The following is a 17,617-nucleotide window of genomic DNA, read 5'->3' on the forward strand; positions in this document are numbered from 1 at the left end:
GCGGATTCCGGAGGCGGCGTGTCTAGGCGCGCACCACCCGGGTACCGGACGGATGCGTCCGCCACTCCGCGGGCGCCCCCGACCGAGAGGTGACCGTGACCATCGACATCACGACCCCCGCCACGACCGCCGCCGACGCCGTCCGCCGCGCGCGGACCGCGTTCCCCGTGTGGGCCGCCACCGCGCCCGCCGAGCGCGGCGCCCTGCTCCGTGCCGCCGCCCACCGCGTGGCCGAGCGCGAGCAGGAGCTCGCCGACCTCAACACGCAGGAGACGGGCAAGCCCGCCGGCGACGCGCTGGGCGGCGTGCGCGCCGGTGTCGACACGCTGCTCCAGTACGCCGAGCTCGGCCCGCTTCACCGCGGGAGGAGCCTGCGCGGAGGGGCGCTCAACGTCGATCTGGCCCTGCCGCACCCGCGCGGTGTCGTGCTCGCCCTCACTCCGTGGAACGACCCGGTCGCCGTCGCCGCGGGCCTCCTGGGCGCCGCGATCGTCTCCGGGGATGTCGTCGTGCACAAGCCGAGCGAGCGCAGCCCGGGCACGGGCGCCCTCTTCACGAGCATCCTCGCCGAGGCGCTGCCCGAGGGCGTGCTGACCCTGGTCGAGGGTGACGGGGCGGTCGGCGACGAGCTGGCGCGCACCGAGGGCGTCGACGTCCTCGCCCACGTCGGCTCGACCGCCACCGGCCGCGCGCTCGCCCGGGTCGCCGCCGTCACCGGCGCGCACGTGATCCTCGAGAACGGCGGCAACGACGCGCTGGTCGTCGACCGCGACGTCGACCCGGTCTGGGCCGCCGAGCAGGCCGCGCTGGGCGCCTTCGCCAACGCCGGCCAGATCTGCACCTCCGTCGAGCGGATCTACGTGCACCGCGACATCGCCGAGGCGTTCACGGCGGCGCTGGTCGCCGAGGCCGACCGCTGGAGCGCGGGCCCTCTCCCCCGCCTCGTCGACGCCCGCATGCGCGACGCCGTCCACGAGCACGTCACGGAGGCGCTCGACAGCGGCGCGCGCGCCCTCACCGGCGGCACTCCCGGGGACGGCACCTTCTACCCCGCGACCGTCCTGGCCGACTGCACCGAGTCGATGCTGGTGATGACGGAGGAGACCTTCGGGCCCGTCGCGCCGATCCGCGTCGTCGACTCCTTCGACGAGGGCCTGGACCTGGCCGCCGCGAGCCCCTACGGCCTGGCCGCCTCGATCCTCACCGCCGACATGGAGCACGCGCACCGCGCCGCGGCGACGCTGCCGGTCGGCACCGTCAAGGTCAACGGCGTCTTCGGAGGAGCGCCGGGCGGCAGCGCCCAGCCCCGCGGAGCATCCGGCTCCGGCTTCGGCTACGGCCCGGAGCTGCTCGACGAGATGACCACCACCACGGTCGTGCACTTCGGCCTGCCCGTCCTGCCGGGAGGCGCGCGATGAGCCTCGAGGGCTCGGCGCTCCAGCGGGCGAGCGCCCTCCTGGCGCACGTCCACGAGCGCCCGCCCGTCGTCGCCGTGATCGGGGACCTCATCCTCGACTCCTGGTGGCTCGGCGAGGCGGAGCGCGTCACGCGGGAGGCGCCCGCGCCGGTCCTGCGGCTCGAGGACGTCGTCGACGTCGCGGGCGGGGCCGCCAACACCGCCGCCAACCTGCGCGCGCTGGGCGCCGTCGTCCGCACGGTCGGCGTGGCCGGACGCGACTCCGAGGGCGACCGGCTCGTGCGCGCCCTCGAGCGGGCCGGCCTGGACACCTCCCGGGTCGTCCGCACCGGCGCCGCGACGACGATCAAGACCCGCGTGGTCGGCGGCGACAGCGTGATGCTGCGCGTCGACTCCGGCCCGCACCGCCCGGCCGACGACGAGCTGGCCCTGCTCGCCGGTGCCGCCGCCGAGGCCGCCGCGGGCGCCGACGCCGTCCTGGTCTGCGACTACGGCTCGGGGATCCTCCGCGAGGCCGTCGAGCGCCTGCTCGCCGTCGGGCGCCCCGGCCTCCTCGTGATCGACGCGCACGAGCTCGCCGACTGGGCCTTCGCCCGGCCGGACCTGGTCACTCCGAACGCCAAGGAGGCGGAGCGGCTGCTCGGCGGCTCCCTCGGCCGCGGGACGGAGCGGGCCGCCGCCGTGCGCGACGCCGCCGGGGAGCTGCGCGCGCGCTCGGGCGCCCGGCACGTCGTGGTCACCCTCGACCGGGACGGCTCCACCGCCCTCGACGCCGACGGCACGGTCAGCCGCACCTTCGCTCAGCCCGCGGAGGAGAAGCAGGCGTCCGGCGCCGGCGACACCTTCGCCGCGACCGCCACCCTCGCCCTCGCCGCCGGCCGCTCCCTGGCCACCGCCGTCGATCTGGCGCAGGCCGCCGCCGACGTGGTCGTGCAGCGCCCCGGCACCTCCGTCTGCTCGGGCGACGACCTGCTCGCCTCCCTCGCCGCTCCCGGCGCCGTCGTGCTCGGCGAGGACGCCCTCGTCGAGGTCCTCGCGGAGCAGGCGCGCCGCGGTCGCCGCGTGGTCTTCACCAACGGCTGCTTCGACGTCCTGCACCGCGGCCACACGGCGTATCTCCGCCAGGCCCGCGAGCTCGGCGACGTGCTCGTGGTCGCGGTGAACGACGACGACTCCGTCCGGCGGCTGAAGGGCGAGGGACGGCCGATCAATCCGGAGGGCGACCGCGCGGGCGTGATCGCCGAGCTGGGCTGCGTCGACTACGTGACGCTCTTCGGCGGAGACACCCCCATCCCGCTGCTCGAGCGCGTGCAGCCCGACGTCTACGTGAAGGGCGGGGACTACAACCCCGACATGCTCGCGGAGGCGGCCGTCGTGCGCTCCTACGGGGGCGTCGTCACCACGGTCGGCTACGTCTCGGAGCACTCCACGACCGAGATGGTCCAGCGCATCCGATCGGCCGCGCCGTGACCAGCCGCCGGTGGTCCGGGCGCTGGGGGGTCCCGGAAGCTCCCCGGCAGCCGCTGATCGACGTGCTGGTGCCGACGGTCGGCCGCCGTGCCGAGCTCGCCGCCACGCTCGCCGGACTCGCCGCCCAGGACGACCCGCCCTTCCGCGTGATCGTGAGCGACCAGTCCGACGACGCGGTCGCCGAGAGCGACCCGACGATCCTCGCGATGCTGCGCGTGCTGGAGGCGCAGAGCCGGGCTCCGGTGGTGCGCCGGCACCTGCCCCGGCGCGGGCTCGCGGAGCAGAGGCACTACCTCCTCTCCCTCGCCACTGCCCCGGCCGTCCTCTTCCTCGACGACGACGTGTGGCTCGAGCCGGGCACGCTCTCGCGGCTGCACGAGGCCCTCGAGCGCCTCGACTGCGGCTTCGTCGGCTCCGCGGTGCAGGGCCTGTCCTACCTCGAGGACGTGCGCCCGCACGAGACCGAGTCGTTCGAGACCTGGGAGGAGCGCGTCGAGCCCGAGCGGGTGCGGCGCGGAACCCCTGAGTTCGAGCGCTGGCCGCTGCACAACGCGGCCAATCTCACGCACGTCGCCGCCCGCCTCGACGTCCCGGAGGGCGCCTGGCGCGCGTACCGTGTCGCCTGGCTGGGCGCGTGCGTCCTCTACCGCCGCGACGCCCTCCTGGCCGTCGGCGGCTTCGACTTCTGGGAGCAGCTGCCCCCGGAGCACAGCGGTGAGGACGTCGCCGCGCAGTGGCGCGTCATGGAGCGCTTCGGCGGCGCGGGCCTCGTGCCCAGCGGCGCCGTGCACCTCGAGACGCCCACGACGGTCACCGACCGGCGCGTCGACGCCTTCGACCGGCTCTTCGCCGAAGAGCACTCGTAACACTCAGCAAGGCGACGAAAGGACAGCACGATGGACGCACCCAACCCGATCCAGATCCAGAAGTACCTCTCGGGCATCGACTACCCCGCCTCGAAGGACACGATCGTCGAGACCGCCGAGAAGGAGGGCGCGGACGGCGACGTCCTCGAGGCCCTCCGTGCGATCCCGGACGGCGACTACGAGAAGCCCACCGACGTGAGCTCGGCCGTCTCGAAGGTCTGACCACCCTCAGCGGGACGCCGCTCCGGTGCACGGCACGCCGTGCCTGCCGTACCGGAGCGGCGTCCCGCGATCGGCGATCGGCCGGCGCGGAGAGCCGGGGTCAGGCGGAGGCGTGCTCGCGCTCGCGCAGGACGCCGGACTCGAGCGCCTGGAACGACAGCACCTTGTAGCCCTCGGACTCGAAGAAGATCGTCGCCCGGTCGGCCTCCACGCTCATCACGGTGCCGGCGCCCCACTCGCGGTGCTCCACCGACTCGTCGACGCTCAGAGGGGCGTCCACGGGCGCCTCCACGGTCTCGCCGCTCGCCTCGTGCCGCTCGCAGCCGTCGCAGTTGCCGCACCATTCGGCCGACTCCACGCCGAAGTAGTCCAGCAGGACCCGGCGGCGGCACTGGCTGGTCTCCGCGTACGCGCGCATCATCGACAGGCGCGACTCCGCGATCCGCTCGCGGGAGGCCAGAGCCTCCTTCACCGCGTGCACGGCCTCGTCGCCCGAGGCCTCGCGCGTCGCGCGCAGACCGGACCCGGTCTCCACCAGCCCCGCGTCCGCGAGATCGTTGACGATCCGGGCGATCGTGCGGGCCGGCTTCCCCAGCTCCCTCGCGAGAGCCGCGGAGTCGAGCCCCGGCTGCTCCGAGACGGCCGCCCAGATCACGCGCAGCGCGGCCTTGTCGACCGAGCGCTTGGCGAAGAAGCGGCGGAGACCCAGATCCTCGGCGCGGTAGTGCAGCGCGCCCGTCGCCGGCTCGCCGTCGCGGCCCGCGCGGCCGATCTCCTGGTAATACGCGTCGAGCGACTCGGTGGTCGTCGCGTGCAGCACGAAGCGGACGTCGGCCCGGTCGATGCCCATCCCGAAGGCCGAGGTCGCGACGACGACGTCGAGCTCGCCGGCGCGCCACTGCTCGTGCACGACCTTGCGCTCGGACACCTTGAGTCCGGCGTGGTACGCCGCGACCCGGCGCCCCTCCGCCGCGATGTCGGCCGCGTAGGCCTCCGTCTCCTTGCGGGTGGCGACGTAGACCAGGCCCGGAGCCGTCCAGCTGCGGGCCTCCTCGACCACGGCGGCGCGCTTCTCGTTCTCGCTCTCGTGGCGGTGCACCACCAGCCGGATCTCCGGACGGTCGACGCCGTGCACCTGGATCTCGGGGTCGGTCATCCGGAGGCGCTCGATGATCTCGTCGCGCACCGGCCCGGAGGCGGTGGCGGTCATCGCGAGCACCGGCGGGTCTCCGAGCTCGCCGCGCACATCGGCCAGGCGGAGGTAGTCGGGGCGGAAGTCGTGGCCCCAGGAGGAGACGCAGTGCGCCTCGTCGACGACCAGGAGCGACACTCCTGCGGCCGCCAGACGCGCCACGTTCTCGGGCTTGGCGAGCTGCTCGGGCGCCAGGAGCACGTAGAGCGGGCCGCCCTCGTCGATCCGGTCCCAGGCGCGGGCGACGGCCGCGGCGCCCTGGGAGGAGTTGATCGCGACGGCGGGCGGGGCCGCCGGAGCCGCCTCGATCGCGGCGAGCTGGTCGGCCTGCAGGGCGACGAGCGGGGAGACGACCAGGACGACGCCGCCGCGCTCGGCTCCGGCGATCTGGTAGACCGCGGACTTGCCGCCGCCCGTCGCCAGCACCAGCAGCGTGTCGCGCCCGGAGGCCGCCGACTCGATCGCCTCGCGCTGACCGGGGAGCAGCGACGACCAGCCGAAGTCCTCCCGGGCGATGCGGCTGACGGAGTCGGTGCGGGAGGAGTTCATAGCTCGACGCTACGACCAGACGGCCACGGAGGCAGTCCGCTTGACAGCGCCGGGGAGCACGGTGAAGGCGCGTCGCCCGGCCTCCCGGCCCGCCTCTGCCGCCTCGTCCCCGCGCTGTCAATGTCCTGCGGAGGGGCCCGTCGCGTGCTGGGCTGGAGCCCCGACGAGAGGAGCCGACATGGCCGACCAGAACGTGAACGAGGACCTTCCCGGATCCGGCGGCGACGCCGCCCCGAACACCGGCGGCGCGCAGACGGTGCTGCCCGGCGAGGACGCGGCCGACGCCTCCGCAGCGGGGGCCGTTCCCGGGGGCACCGCGATCGACCGCGGTGTCACGGACGCCGTGACCGACGGCGACAGCGGAGGGGACACCGTCTCCGGCGACGCCGACCTGCCGGACGAGACCGAGGGCGCGGTCGGCAGCGACCCGGCGAGCGCCGACTGACGTCCCGCTCGGACGTGTCCGGCCCGCCGGATCCGAGGATCCGCGCGGGCCGGAGGCGCTCGTCCCTCCGCGGAGGAGGGCCCGGGCTCAGCGCCGGACGACCACCGGGTTGAACAGCGTGCCGATGCCCTCGACGTCCACCGCGACGGCGTCCCCGTTCGCGATCGGCCCGACGCCGGCGGGCGTCCCGGTGAGGATCACGTCCCCGGGGAGCAGCGTGAAGATGCGCGAGACGTAGGCCACGAGCTCGGGCACCCCGTGGATCATGTCGCCGGTGCTGCCCGACTGCTGCACGCGCCCGTTGACGCGCGTCTCGATCGCGCTCTCGTTCCAGACGAACTCGGTCTCGATGACCGGTCCGAGCGGGCAGAAGGTGTCGTAGCCCTTCGCCCGCGCCCACTGGCCGTCGGAGCGCTGGAGGTCGCGTGCGGTGACGTCGTTGGCGATCGTGTACCCGAAGACCACGTCCTCGTAGTCCTCCGCGCGGACGTTGCGGGCCACGGCGCCGATCACGATCGCCAGCTCGCCCTCGAACTCCACCTGCTGGCTGTCCTCGGGGAGGACGATCACCTCGTCCGGGCCGATGACCGACGTGTTCGGCTTGAGGAACACCAGCGGCTCCGCCGGGGCGTCACCGCCCATCTCAGCCGCGTGGTCGGCGTAGTTCTTCCCGATGCCGACGATCTTGGAGCGCGGGATCACCGGCGCGAGGAGCTTCGCCTCCGCGATCGGGATGCGCTCGCCCGTGGTGTCGAACCCGGCGAACATCGGGTCGCCGGCGAGCACGACCAGGTCGTCCTCGTCCACGATCCCGAAGTGGATCGCTCCCCCGTTGTCCCCGTCGCGCTGCGTGGCGAATCGTGCGATCTTCATGCGTCCAGCCTCGTCATCCATCCGTGCGTGTCCTCGCGGCGTCCGTACTGGATGCCGGTCAGCTCCTCGCGGAGCGACATCGTGAGCTCCCCGGCGGGCGCGCCCTCGCGGCCGACGGAGAAGCCCTCGCCCTTGAGCTCGGCGATCGGGGTGATCACGGCGGCGGTCCCGCAGGCGAACACCTCGACCACGTCGCCGGAGGCCACCCCGTCGCGCCACTCGTCGATGCTCACGCGGCGCCGCTCGACGCGGTGGCCGCGGTCCTCGGCGAGCTGCAGGACGCTGTCGCGCGTGATGCCCTCGAGGATGGAGTCCGATTCCGGGGTGACCAGCGTGCCGTCCTTCTTCACCAGCACCACGTTCATGCCGCCCAACTCCTCGATCCACTGCGACTCCTGCGAGTCGAGGAAGAGGACCTGCGCGCAGCCGTGGCTGTAGGCCTCCTGCTGCGGAAGGAGGGAGGAGGCGTAGTTGCCGCCCGTCTTCGCCGCTCCCGTGCCGCCCTTGCCCGCCCGGGCGTAGGAGGTGGAGAGCCAGATCGACACGGGGGCGACCCCGCCCGAGAAGTAGGCGCCGGCGGGGCTGGCGATCACGTAGTAGCCGACGTCCTCGGCCGCGCGCACGCCGAGGAACGCCTCCTGCGCGAACATGAACGGGCGCAGGTAGAGGCTGGTCTCCGGTTCCGAGGGGACCCAGTCGCCGTCGACCGCGATCAGCTGCCGCAGCGACTCGACGAAGAGGTCCGTCGGGAGCTCCGGCAGCGCGAGGCGGCGGGCCGAGCGCTGCAGGCGGCGCGCGTTCGCCTCCGGGCGGAAGGTCCAGACGGAGCCGTCCTCGTGGCGGTAGGCCTTCATCCCCTCGAAGATCTCCTGAGCGTAGTGCAGGACGGCGGCGGCGGGGTCGAGCGCGAGCGGGCCGTAGGGCTCGACGCGGGCGCTGTGCCAGCCGTCCGTGCGGGTCCAGCGGAGGCCGACCATGTGGTCGGTGAAGTGCATGCCGAAGCCGGGGTTCGCGAGGATCCGGGCGCGCTCCTCGGCGGAGCGGGGCGCGGGGGCGGCGGTCACCTCGAAGGCGAGGTCGGCGGGGGCGGAGTCGGTGCTCATCGTGGTGGTGTCCTTCTGCGGGGGATCAGCGGAGGCGGGCGACGACGGAGTCGCCGATCGCGGCCGTGGAGCGCGGGGTGCCGTCGCGCGACTCGATGTCGGCGGTCACGGCCGCGGTGACGCGGGCGGCCTCGTCGCTCCGGCCGAGGTGGTCCAGCAGCATCGCGGCCGAGAGGATCGCGGCGGTCGGGTCGGCGAGCTGCCGTCCGGCGATGTCGGGCGCGGATCCGTGGACCGGCTCGAACATGCTGGGGAACGCGCCGTCGGGGTTGATGTTGCCCGAGGCCGCGAGTCCGATGCCGCCGCTGATCGCGCCGGCCAGATCGGTCAGGATGTCGCCGAAGAGGTTGTCGGTGACGATGACGTCGAACCTAGCAGGGTCGGTCACGAGGAAGATCGTGGCGGCGTCCACGTGGAGGTAGTCGACGGCCACGTCCTCGAAGGCGGCCCCCACCTCGTCGACGATCCGCTTCCAGAGCGAGCCGGAGAAGACGAGGACGTTCGTCTTGTGGACGAGCGTCAGCCGGGAGCGGCGCGTGCGGGCGAGCTCGAACGCGTGTCGGACGACGCGCTCGACCCCGTAGGCGGTGTTGACCGACACCTCGTTGGCGACCTCGTGCGGGGTGCCCTGCCGGATCGAGCCGCCGGTGCCGACGTAGGGCCCCTCCGTGCCCTCGCGGACGACCACGAAGTCGACCTCGCCGGGAGCCGCGAGCGGCGAGGCGACGCCCGCGTAGAGACGGGTGGGCCGCAGGTTGACGTAGTGGTCGAGCTCGAAGCGCAGCCGCAGCAGCAGCCCGCGCTCGATGTTCGCGTCCCGGAGGCGCGGGTCGCCCGGTGCTCCGCCGACGGCGCCCAGGAGGATCGCGTCGTGCCCCGCGATCGCCGCGAGGTCCTCGTCGGTGAGGACGTCGCCGGTCTCGAGGTAGCGGGCGGCGCCGAGCGAGAAGGTGGTCGTCTCGAGCACCAGATCGGAGTCGGCGGTGACGGCGTCGAGGACCTTGACGGCCTCGGCGGTCACCTCGGGCCCGATCCCGTCTCCGGGGATGACGGCGAGCTTCACGGTGCGGGGCATGGCGGTCCTCAGGCGTACGGGGTCGGAGTCCCCCCAGCGTACTCGCGGCCCGCCCGCGCCGCGGTCCGGGGCACGCGCCCCCGTCGGGCTGGCGAGGGCCGCCCGGGAGGCGCTGCGCGTCCCGGGCGGCCTCCGTCGGGAGGAGAGGAGGAGCGTCAGCTCCGGCGGAGGCGCCAGGCGCCGACCGCGGCGGCGGCCAGCACGAGGACGACGCCGAGCCAGGCCGACCAGCCGACGCCCGAGTCGAACGCCGCGCTCGCCGACGCGACGAGGCTCGCGGCGGAGTCGGCGGGCAGCTCGCCGGCGACCGAGACGGCGCCGCCGAGGGTCTCCCCGGCCCGCTGCGCCTGCGCGGCGTCGAGGCCCTCGGGCAGCACGACTCCCCCGCGGTACACGGCGGTGAGGACCGTGCCGAGCGTCGCGGTGCCGAGGACGGCACCGAGCTCGTAGGCGGTCTCGGAGACGGCGGAGGCCGCACCGGCCTTGTCGGCGGGCGCGTTGGCCAGGATCAGCTCGTTCGACACCGTCTCGGCCGCACCGATGCCCAGGCCGAGGAACGCGAAGGCGACGGCGACGGTGAGCGCGGACGCTCCTCCGGGCGCCCCGCTGCCGAGGGCCAGCAGGATGTACCCGACGGCCGAGACCAGCAGTCCGGCCGGGACGACGAGGCGCGGAGCGACGCGGCGCGCGATCGGCACCACGCCGAGCCCGGCCAGGATCATCACGGCGAGGCCCGGCACGAGCACGAGGCCCGCCTCCAGGGGCGAGAGCCCGACCACGAGCTGCAGGTGCTGCGAGAGGAAGAAGAGCCCGCCGACCAGCGCGGTGACGCTGAGGAGGTTGACCACGATCGCCGCACTGAACGAGCCGCGGCGGAAGAGCGAGAGATCGAGCATCGGCGAGGCCCGGCGCTGCTGGCGGCGGACGAACAGAACTCCCGAGACGACGCCCACGACGAGCGCCGCGACGCCGACCACGTCGATCCCGTGCTCGGCGAAGGACTTCACCGCGTAGACGACCGGCGCCATGGTCGCCAGCGACAGCAGGATGCTGACCACGTCGACCGGGCCGGGCTGCGGGTCGCGCGACTCCGGCACCAGGATCGGCACCAGGACGACCAGCGGGAGCAGCACGGGCACCGCGAGCAGGAACACCGACCCCCAGGGGAAGTGCTCGAGCAGCACGCCGCCGACCAGCGGGCCGACGCCCGAGCCCACGGCGAAGCCGGTCGCCCAGATCGCGATCGCGAGGCGGCGCTGGTCGCGGTCGGGGAAGACGCTGCGCAGGAGCGAGAGCGTCGAGGGCATCAGCATCGCGCCGAAGAAGCCCAGTGCCGCGCGGGCGCCGATGAGCGCCGCGGCGGTGGGAGCGAACGCGGCCACGAGCGAGACGGCGGCGAAGCCGACCGCGCCGACCAGCAGGAGGCGCCGCCGCCCGACCCTGTCGCCGAGGCTGCCCATCGCCACCAGCAGGCCCGCGAGCACCAGCGGGTAGGCGTCGACGATCCACAGCAGCTCGGTGCCGGAGGGGCCCAGATCCTCGGCGATCGAGGGGAGCGCGAAGTTCAGCACCGTGTTGTCGACCGAGACCAGCAGCACCGGGAGCATCAGCACCGCGAGCGCCACCCAGGCGCGTCGCCCGACCCGGTCGGCGGCGCCGGCGGTGTCGTGGGTGGAGACGGGAGCGGTGCGCGCGGACACGGGAACGACCTTTCAGAGGAGAACGGAGAGAGTATACCGTCCAGCCGGTACAGTCGCCACTGATCCGCCGTAGGATGGTCGCCGTGCCTCCTGCCCCCGCCCGCGACCGCGTCCTCGACGCGTTCGAGCAGCTCCTCATCGAGCAGGGCGAGCGCGCCGCGACCCTCGACGCCGTCGCCCGCGAGGCCGGAGTCTCCAAGGGCGGGCTGCTCTACCACTTCCCCTCGAAGGACGCCCTCGTCGACGGGCTCCTGCAGCGCCTCGACGCGCGGCGGGAGGCGGACGTCGCGCAGAGCCTCGCCGCTCCCGAGGGCGTGGTCGCCTACCTGCTGCGCACCTCCTTCGCCGCCGACTCGGCCTTCGACCGCACGATCCTCGCCGTGTCGCGCATCGCGCAGGGGCACGACGAGCGCGCCAGCGGCGGCCTCGCGCGGATCCACGACAGCTGGAACGAGGTGGTCGCCGACGCCGTGGGCGACCCGCTCGTCGCCCGGGCGATCGTCCTGATGAGCGACGGGCTCTACTACAACTCCGCCCTGCTCCCCACGGGCTCGCAGTCGCGCGGCGAGGCCGAGGACGTCCTCGCGGTCGTCCAGCGCCTCCTCGGGAGCTGAGCCGCGCCGCCCCGGCGGACCCGCTACAGCTCGACGACCCCGTCGATCAGGGTCACCGTCGCGCCGCCGATCCAGATCGCGCCGTCCGTGCTCTCGACGCGCACGCGCCCGGCTCGGCCCAGCGCCGCCCCTTGGGCGGCCGTGTAGCGCTCGCGCAGCACGCCGCTGCCGATCAGCCACTGGGCGATCCCCGCGTTGAGGCTCCCCGTCACCGGGTCCTCGGACACGCCGGCGTCGGGGATGAACGCCCGCACCTCGACCGCGCACTCGCCTCCCGCCGGATGCTCGCCCACGACGCCGACGGGGAGCCCGGCGAGGAGAGCCTGGTCCGGCCGCAGCGCGAGGACCTGCTCCGCCGACGCGAGCCGCACGGCCAGCCAGCCGGGACCGTTGTCGACCCACTCGTGGTCGAGGATCTCCGCGCGCGGGATCCGCAGAGCCGCGGCCACCCGCTCGAGCGTCGCCTCGTCGACCGGTCCGGTCCGCCGGCGGGGCGGGGCGGCGAAGGCGATGCCCTCCTCCGTCACCCGCAGTCGGACGATACCCGCGGCGCACTCCTGCACGAGCTCCCCCGCCGCGCGGGCCGTCCCTCCGGCCGCGAGCCAGGCGTGCGCGCTCCCGAGGGTCGGGTGCCCGGCGAAGGGCAGCTCCCCGCCCGGCGTGAAGATCCGCAGCCGGTAGTCGGCCGCGGGGTCGCTCGGGCGGAGGAGGAAGGTCGTCTCGGAGAGGTTCGTCCAGCGCGCGAACTCCGCCATCGCGGCGTCGCCCACGCCGTCGCCGTCGACGACGACCGCCACCGGGTTGCCCCGGAACGGCGCGGCGCCGAAGACGTCGACCTGAGCGAACCGCCGCGTGCTCACTGCTCGGTGATGTCGATCTCCTGCATGAGGTCGGCGTCGATCGCGACGCGGACCTTCTCGAGCAGGCCGTCCGGGGCGGGGGAGTCGATGGTGATCACCGAGAGCGCCTTGCCGCCCGCCTCGGTGCGCGCGATCTGCATGCCCGCGATGTTGACCGCGGCGTCGCCGAACTCGCGGCCGTAGACCGCGACGATCCCGGGGCGGTCGACGTAGCTCATGACGACGAGGTGCTTCGCGAGGGGGACCTCGACGTCGTAGCCGTTGATCGCCACGATCTTCTCGACCTGCTTGGTGCCGGTCAGCGTGCCCGAGACCGAGATCTGCGAGCCGTCCGAGAGCGCGCCGCGCAGCGTTATCACGTTGCGGTACTCGTCCGAGACCGGCTCGGTGATCAGGCGCACCTCGATGCCGCGCTGCTCCGCGAGCACCGGCGCGTTGACGTAGGACACCGTCTCCGAGACCACGTTGGTGAACACGCCCTTGAGAGCCGCCAGCTTGAGGACCTTCACGTCGTAGCCGGCGAGCTCGCCGCGCACCTCGACGTCGATGGAGGTGACCGGCGAGTCCGCGAGGCCCGAGAAGACCTGGCCGAGCTTCTCGACCAGCGGGATGCCGGGGCGCACGTACTCGTCGATCACGCCGCCGGCGACGTTCACGGCGTCCGGCACGAGCTCGCCCGAGAGCGCGAGGCGCACCGAGCGGGCGACCGAGACGCCGGCCTTCTCCTGCGCCTCGTCGGTCGAGGCCCCGAGGTGCGGAGTGACGACCACGTTCTCGAGGGCGAGCAGCGGCGATCCGGTCGGCGGCTCCTTCACGAACACGTCGAGTCCGGCGCCGGCGATGGTCTTCGCGACGAGCGCGCGGTGCAGCGCGTCCTCGTCGATGAGGCCGCCGCGGGCCACGTTCACGATGAACGCCGACGGCTTCATCAGCGCCAGCTGATCGTCCGAGATCATGCCCGTCGTCTCGGGGGTCCTCGGCATGTGGATCGTGATGAAGTCGCTCTCGGCCAGCAGCTCCTCCAGGGAGAGGAGCGTGACGCCGAGCTGCTGCGCGCGGGCGCTGGTCACGTAGGGGTCGTAGGCGACGACGTTCACACCGAAGGCCTGCAGGCGCGCGGTGATCAGCGCGCCGATGCGGCCGAGGCCGATGATGCCGACGGTCTTCTCGTAGAGCTCGACGCCCGTGTACTTCGAGCGCTTCCAGAGGCCCTGCGCGAGTGCGCTGTGAGCGGCGGGGATGTGGCGGGCGAGGCTCAGGATGTGGCCGACGGTGAGCTCGGCGGCCGAGATGATGTTCGAGGTCGGCGCGTTCACGACCATGACGCCCGCGGCGGTCGCGGCGGTGATGTCGACGTTGTCCAGACCCACACCGGCGCGGGCGATCACCTGGAGCGAGGGGGCCGCGGCGATCGCCTCCGCGTCGACCTGCGTCGCGGAGCGCACCAGGATCGCGTGCGCCGTGGCGAGGGCCTCGAGCAGCGCCGGGCGGTCGGTGCCGTCCACGGAGCGGATCTCGAAGTCGGGACCGAGCGCGTCCACGGTGGCGGGCGAGAGTTCTTCGGCGATCAGGACGACCGGCTTTGTCACGAGAGGCGCTTCCTTCGGAGAGGGGACGGAGCGGGCACCGAGGCGGGGGCGTCGGCAGCCCCCCGTCACTGTAGCGGAGGGGTGCGCGCGCCCCGCGCCGTGTGACGCCGCCGGTCAGCTCAGCGAGACCAGGCTCTCGACGCCGAGGACGAGCTGCACGTCGAGCGAGAGCGCCGCCGAGAGGCAGAGGGCCGCCGCGAGCAGTCCGATGCGCGCCGGGAGCCCCCGGCGGCGCCCGAGCAGGACGGCGGCGACGAAGCAGGCGACCGGCAGCACCAGGCCGAGCAGGAGCACCGCCCAGCCCGTCGGGTTCAGGTCGGTGCCGAGGGAGGCCGCGTAGCTGCGCAGGCCGATCAGGTTGCCGACCGCCTCCCAGACGTCCCAGGCGAAGAAGAGCGCGAACACCACGGCGACGAGGACGGAGGCGGCCAGGCGACGGCCGGGCCGGTCGCGCCGGCCGGGCCCGCCGAGGGTGGCCCGGGTCGAGTCGGTCATCAGGCCCCCTTGAGGAACGGCAGCGGAGCGAGGAGGACGAGTCCGGCGACCAGCCAGAGCACGCGGGTGCGCACCCGGGAGTCGCGGGTGGCGAGGAGCACCACGGCGAACCACACCGGCGGCGCCAGGACCGCCAGCCAGAGCCCGAGCGAGTAGAGGGCGCCGCCGAGCGCATCGCCCGCGAAGCCGGCCGCGGCGACCGGCGACTGCCGCGTCGCCGTGATCGCCCAGGCGATGGCGTACAGGAGGTAGAGACCGGCCGCGATGCCCGCGGCGATCAGCAGAGCGGACGAGGACGCGGCCTCGTCGTCGGGGTCCTCGTCCTCGGAGTCGTCGTCGTCCGAGCCGTCGTCCGCCGCGCCCGCCCCCGCGACCGTGCGGGGCGTCCGGCGCACGCGCGCCGTCCCCGCGGCGAGCGTCGGGTCCGCGCCCTCGCCCGCCCACTCCAGGGCCTCGTCGTCGGCGTCGTCCTCCGGGCCGGCGTCCGGCCCGCGGTCCACCGGCGGGGTCGCCGCGTCGTCGTCCTCCGGGGAGCGGCCCGGTCCACCATCGATCACCGCAACACCCTAGCCGCGCGCACCTCGCAGGAGGCTCGGAGCCCGCCGCCGCCTCCCCGACACCCGGCGGACACCCCGCGTCCTCCCCCGGGGGCGAGGCTGAGCGGATGGACGACCGCCGCCGCCGCTTCGTCGCCCTCGGCGACTCCTTCACGGAGGGGGTCGGCGACCCGCACCCGCGCCTGCCGAACGGGGTGCGCGGCTGGGCCGACCGCGTCGCCGAGCGCCTGGCGAAGGCCGAGCCGGGCTGGGAGTACGCGAATCTCGCCGTCCGCTCGAAGCGCCTCGCCCAGATCACCGAGGACCAGCTCGCGCCCGCCCTCGCGCTCCGCCCCACCCTGATCACGCTGTACGCCGGCGGCAACGACATCCTCGACCTCGGCACCGACACCGTCGATCTGATCACCCGCTACGAGGCGCTCGTCGACGCGCTCGCGACCACCGGCGCCTCCCTCGTGCTCTTCACCGGCGTCGACATCCCGGGACTGCCCGCCCCGCGGATGTTCCTGCGCCGCAACCACCTCTACAACAGCGCCGTCCGCCGGATCGCCCGCGAGCGGGGCGCGATCCTCGTCGACTACTGGGCGATGCGGGAGTTCCACTCCCCCGTGCTCTGGTCGCCCGACCGGATGCACCTCTCCAAGCGCGGCCACCGCGTCCTGGCCGGCCGCGTGCTCGACACGCTCGGCGTGCCGCACACGATCTCGACCGGGCCGTGGGACGCACCGGAGCCGCTCCGCCTCCGCGCACGGCTGCGCGAGCAGCGCCGCTGGGCGGCCGACTGGGTCCTCCCCCTCGTCGGCCGCAAGCTGCGCCGGGTGACGCTCGGCGACCACCTCTCGCCCCGGTGGCCGGACCCCGTCCTCGTCCCGCCGAAGGGCGGTCTCCGCCGTCTCGTCCGCGAGCTCGAGCGGTAGGCGCGCCCCGGACGCGGAGGAGCCCCGGCCCGGCGAGGGGATCCCGGTGGACGGGTCCCTCGTCGGGCCGGGGCTCCCCCGGTCGACGCGGTGCGACTAGCGCGCGACGCTGCCGTCGGTGTAGTCCTCGTCGGTCTGCTTCCAGGCGAAGAGCTTGCGCAACTCGCGGCCGGTCTCCTCGATCGGGTGCTTCTCGCCCTTCGCGCGCAGCTCCTGGAACTCGGGTCCGCCCGCGTCCTGGTCGCCGATGAAGCGCTTCGCGAAGGCGCCGCTCTGGATGTCGCCGAGGACGGCCTTCATGTTCTCCTTCACGCGCGGGTCGATGACGCGCGGGCCGGAGACGTAGTCGCCGTACTCGGCGGTGTCGGAGACGCTCCAGCGCTGCTTGGCGATGCCGCCCTCCCACATGAGGTCGACGATGAGCTTGAGCTCGTGCAGCACCTCGAAGTAGGCGATCTCGGGCTGGTAGCCGGCCTCGACGAGGGTCTCGAAGCCGTACTGGACGAGCTGCGAGGTGCCGCCGCAGAGCACGGCCTGCTCGCCGAACAGGTCGGTCTCGGTCTCCTCGGTGAAGGTGGTCTTGATGACGCCGGCGCGGGTGCCGCCGATGGCCTTCGCGTAGGACTTCGCGGTCTCCCAGGCGGTGCCGGTCGCGTCGTTCTCGACGGCGATGATGTCCGGGATGCCGCGGCCGGCGACGAACTCGCGGCGCACGGTGTGGCCGGGGGCCTTCGGCGCGATGAGGATGACGTCGACGCCCGCGGGCGCCTCGATGTAGCCGAAGCGGATGTTGAAGCCGTGCGCGAAGGCGAGGGTCTTGCCCTCGGTCAGCGCGGACGCGATCTGCTCGCTGTAGATCGCGCGCTGGTGCTGGTCCGGCGCGAGGATCATGATCAGGTCGGCCCAGGCCGCGGCGTCGGCGACGCTCTTGACCTCGAAGCCGTCGTCCTCGGCCTTGGCGGTCGACTTCGACCCCTCCTTCAGCGCGATGACGACCTGGACGCCGGAGTCGCGGAGGTTCTGCGCGTGCGCGTGGCCCTGCGAGCCGTAGCCGACGATCGCGACCTTCTTGGACTGGATGATGGAGAGGTCGGCGTCGGCGTCGTAGATGAGCTCGGTCACGTGGTGAGTCCTTTTCTGTAGTGGAGAGTTCGCGGTCAGTTCTTGAAGACGCGCTCGGTGATCGACTTGGAGCCGCGCCCGATGGCGAGCAGGCCCGACTGCGCGATCTCCTTGATGCCGTAGGGCTCGATCACCCGCAGGAACGCGTTGGTCTTGCCGGTGTCGCCGGTGACCTCGATCACCAGGGCGTCCGTCGCGACGTCGACCACGCGGGCGCGGAAGAGCGTGACGGCCTCGAGCACCTGCGAGCGCGTGACGTTGTCGACGCGGACCTTGACGAGCAGGTGCTCGCGCTGGACCGACTGGTCGGTGTCGAGCTCGACGATCTTGATCACGTTGACGAGCTTGTTGAGCTGCTTCGTGACCTGCTCGAGCGGCAGGTCCTCGACGTCCACGGCGACCGTGATGCGCGAGAGCCCGGCCAGCTCGGTCGGACCGACCGCCAGCGACTCGATGTTGAAGCCGCGGCGGGCGAACAGCCCGGCGACACGGGTGAGCAGACCCGGCTTGTCCTCGACGAGCAGGGAGAGAACGTGGTGCGTCATGCGGGT

Annotated in this window: 18 protein-coding genes; 7 read left to right on the forward strand and 11 right to left on the reverse strand. The window is 73.7% G+C overall.

Annotation, left to right across the window (positions count from 1 at the left end; all coding sequences use genetic code 11):
• Positions 1 to 95: 95 nt before the first annotated feature.
• Genes C5B92_RS07795 through C5B92_RS07810 form a run of 4 tightly spaced genes read left to right on the forward strand, consistent with a single transcriptional unit; the run spans position 96 to position 3,975 of the window.
• A complete protein-coding gene (locus C5B92_RS07795; RefSeq protein WP_258061309.1) occupies positions 96 to 1,418 on the forward strand; it encodes an aldehyde dehydrogenase in 1,323 nt (440 codons plus the stop codon).
• On the forward strand, positions 1,415 to 2,887 hold the full coding sequence (gene rfaE2 / locus C5B92_RS07800) for a D-glycero-beta-D-manno-heptose 1-phosphate adenylyltransferase (protein WP_104274357.1): 1,473 nt from the start codon (positions 1,415 to 1,417) through the stop codon (positions 2,885 to 2,887). Before C5B92_RS07795 ends, rfaE2 begins: the two co-directional genes overlap by 4 nt.
• Positions 2,884 to 3,753 carry a glycosyltransferase family A protein gene (locus tag C5B92_RS07805; protein ID WP_219814261.1) on the forward strand — a complete coding sequence of 290 codons (870 nt, stop codon included), beginning with the start codon at positions 2,884 to 2,886 and terminating at the stop codon, positions 3,751 to 3,753. The genes rfaE2 and C5B92_RS07805 overlap by 4 nt, the downstream gene beginning before the upstream one ends.
• 30 nt (positions 3,754 to 3,783) lie before the next feature.
• A complete protein-coding gene (locus tag C5B92_RS07810) occupies positions 3,784 to 3,975 on the forward strand; it encodes a DUF2795 domain-containing protein (protein ID WP_104223528.1) in 192 nt (63 codons plus the stop codon).
• A gap of 100 nt (positions 3,976 to 4,075) precedes the next feature.
• On the opposite strand, the gene C5B92_RS07815 is transcribed toward C5B92_RS07810, so the two are convergent.
• Positions 4,076 to 5,716, reverse strand: coding sequence for a RecQ family ATP-dependent DNA helicase (locus C5B92_RS07815; RefSeq protein WP_104274356.1), 1,641 nt, complete (start codon positions 5,714 to 5,716; stop codon positions 4,076 to 4,078).
• 178 nt (positions 5,717 to 5,894) lie between these two features.
• Between C5B92_RS07815 and C5B92_RS07820 the strand changes: the two genes are divergently transcribed.
• A complete protein-coding gene (locus tag C5B92_RS07820; RefSeq protein ID WP_104274355.1) occupies positions 5,895 to 6,161 on the forward strand; it encodes a hypothetical protein in 267 nt (88 codons plus the stop codon).
• Between the two features lie 87 nt (positions 6,162 to 6,248).
• On the opposite strand, the gene C5B92_RS07825 is transcribed toward C5B92_RS07820, so the two are convergent.
• From C5B92_RS07825 to C5B92_RS07840, 4 genes are all read right to left on the reverse strand, one after another.
• Complete coding sequence (locus tag C5B92_RS07825) at positions 6,249 to 7,034, reverse strand: fumarylacetoacetate hydrolase family protein (protein WP_104274354.1); 786 nt, start codon at positions 7,032 to 7,034, stop codon at positions 6,249 to 6,251.
• Positions 7,031 to 8,137, reverse strand: a complete 1,107-nt coding sequence (locus tag C5B92_RS07830; protein ID WP_104226252.1) for a branched-chain amino acid aminotransferase — start codon at positions 8,135 to 8,137, stop codon at positions 7,031 to 7,033. Before C5B92_RS07830 ends, C5B92_RS07825 begins: the two co-directional genes overlap by 4 nt.
• 25 nt (positions 8,138 to 8,162) lie before the next feature.
• On the reverse strand, positions 8,163 to 9,212 hold the full coding sequence (locus C5B92_RS07835; RefSeq protein ID WP_104257252.1) for a 3-isopropylmalate dehydrogenase: 1,050 nt from the start codon (positions 9,210 to 9,212) through the stop codon (positions 8,163 to 8,165).
• A 155-nt stretch (positions 9,213 to 9,367) separates the two neighbouring features.
• A complete protein-coding gene (locus C5B92_RS07840; protein ID WP_258061310.1) occupies positions 9,368 to 10,912 on the reverse strand; it encodes an MFS transporter in 1,545 nt (514 codons plus the stop codon).
• A gap of 74 nt (positions 10,913 to 10,986) precedes the next feature.
• Between C5B92_RS07840 and C5B92_RS07845 the strand changes: the two genes are divergently transcribed.
• Entirely contained in the window at positions 10,987 to 11,526 is a 540-nt protein-coding gene (locus C5B92_RS07845; protein WP_208543367.1) for a TetR/AcrR family transcriptional regulator, read from the forward strand.
• 23 nt (positions 11,527 to 11,549) lie between these two features.
• Here C5B92_RS07845 and C5B92_RS07850 read toward each other — a convergent pair whose 3' ends face one another.
• The 4 genes from C5B92_RS07850 to C5B92_RS07865 all read right to left on the reverse strand — a co-directional run bounded on the left by C5B92_RS07850 (position 11,550) and on the right by C5B92_RS07865 (position 15,027).
• Positions 11,550 to 12,386, reverse strand: a complete 837-nt coding sequence (locus tag C5B92_RS07850) for a PhzF family phenazine biosynthesis protein (RefSeq protein ID WP_104274353.1) — start codon at positions 12,384 to 12,386, stop codon at positions 11,550 to 11,552.
• Complete coding sequence (gene serA / locus C5B92_RS07855; protein WP_104223535.1) at positions 12,383 to 13,975, reverse strand: phosphoglycerate dehydrogenase; 1,593 nt, start codon at positions 13,973 to 13,975, stop codon at positions 12,383 to 12,385. Before serA ends, C5B92_RS07850 begins: the two co-directional genes overlap by 4 nt.
• A gap of 114 nt (positions 13,976 to 14,089) precedes the next feature.
• The gene (locus tag C5B92_RS07860; protein WP_104274352.1) at positions 14,090 to 14,470 is read right to left on the reverse strand and encodes a hypothetical protein; all 381 of its coding nucleotides are present in this window, start codon (positions 14,468 to 14,470) and stop codon (positions 14,090 to 14,092) included.
• The gene (locus tag C5B92_RS07865; protein ID WP_104274351.1) at positions 14,470 to 15,027 is read right to left on the reverse strand and encodes a hypothetical protein; all 558 of its coding nucleotides are present in this window, start codon (positions 15,025 to 15,027) and stop codon (positions 14,470 to 14,472) included. The genes C5B92_RS07860 and C5B92_RS07865 overlap by 1 nt, the downstream gene beginning before the upstream one ends.
• A 107-nt stretch (positions 15,028 to 15,134) precedes the next feature.
• On the opposite strand from C5B92_RS07865, the gene C5B92_RS07870 reads away from it, so the two are divergent.
• Positions 15,135 to 15,944, forward strand: coding sequence for an SGNH/GDSL hydrolase family protein (locus C5B92_RS07870; protein ID WP_104223538.1), 810 nt, complete (start codon positions 15,135 to 15,137; stop codon positions 15,942 to 15,944).
• A 96-nt stretch (positions 15,945 to 16,040) separates the two neighbouring features.
• On the opposite strand, the gene ilvC is transcribed toward C5B92_RS07870, so the two are convergent.
• Entirely contained in the window at positions 16,041 to 17,066 is a 1,026-nt protein-coding gene (ilvC, locus tag C5B92_RS07875) for a ketol-acid reductoisomerase (RefSeq protein WP_104223539.1), read from the reverse strand.
• Positions 17,067 to 17,101: 35 nt separating this feature from the next.
• Positions 17,102 to 17,611: an acetolactate synthase small subunit gene (gene ilvN / locus C5B92_RS07880; RefSeq protein ID WP_104223540.1), complete on the reverse strand. Its 510-nt coding sequence runs from the start codon at positions 17,609 to 17,611 to the stop codon at positions 17,102 to 17,104.
• Positions 17,612 to 17,617: the final 6 nt, after the last annotated feature.

The organism is Rathayibacter sp. AY1A4, assembly GCF_002930955.1.
Classification (GTDB): Bacteria; Actinomycetota; Actinomycetes; order Actinomycetales; family Microbacteriaceae; genus Rathayibacter.

Excerpts from the sequence above, each read along its gene's own strand:
- C5B92_RS07845 (WP_208543367.1), top strand. The coding sequence starts at position 10,987 with ATGGTCGCCGTGCCTCCTGCCCCCGCCCGCGACCGCGTCCTCGACGCG.
- C5B92_RS07860 (WP_104274352.1), bottom strand. The coding sequence starts at position 14,470 with ATGACCGACTCGACCCGGGCCACCCTCGGCGGGCCCGGCCGGCGCGAC.
- rfaE2 (WP_104274357.1), top strand. The coding sequence starts at position 1,415 with ATGAGCCTCGAGGGCTCGGCGCTCCAGCGGGCGAGCGCCCTCCTGGCG.
- C5B92_RS07810 (WP_104223528.1), top strand. The coding sequence starts at position 3,784 with ATGGACGCACCCAACCCGATCCAGATCCAGAAGTACCTCTCGGGCATC.
- C5B92_RS07825 (WP_104274354.1), bottom strand. The coding sequence starts at position 7,034 with ATGAAGATCGCACGATTCGCCACGCAGCGCGACGGGGACAACGGGGGA.
- C5B92_RS07815 (WP_104274356.1), bottom strand. The coding sequence starts at position 5,716 with ATGAACTCCTCCCGCACCGACTCCGTCAGCCGCATCGCCCGGGAGGAC.
- C5B92_RS07870 (WP_104223538.1), top strand. The coding sequence starts at position 15,135 with ATGGACGACCGCCGCCGCCGCTTCGTCGCCCTCGGCGACTCCTTCACG.
- C5B92_RS07820 (WP_104274355.1), top strand. The coding sequence starts at position 5,895 with ATGGCCGACCAGAACGTGAACGAGGACCTTCCCGGATCCGGCGGCGAC.
- C5B92_RS07835 (WP_104257252.1), bottom strand. The coding sequence starts at position 9,212 with ATGCCCCGCACCGTGAAGCTCGCCGTCATCCCCGGAGACGGGATCGGG.
- C5B92_RS07830 (WP_104226252.1), bottom strand. The coding sequence starts at position 8,137 with ATGAGCACCGACTCCGCCCCCGCCGACCTCGCCTTCGAGGTGACCGCC.
- ilvN (WP_104223540.1), bottom strand. The coding sequence starts at position 17,611 with ATGACGCACCACGTTCTCTCCCTGCTCGTCGAGGACAAGCCGGGTCTG.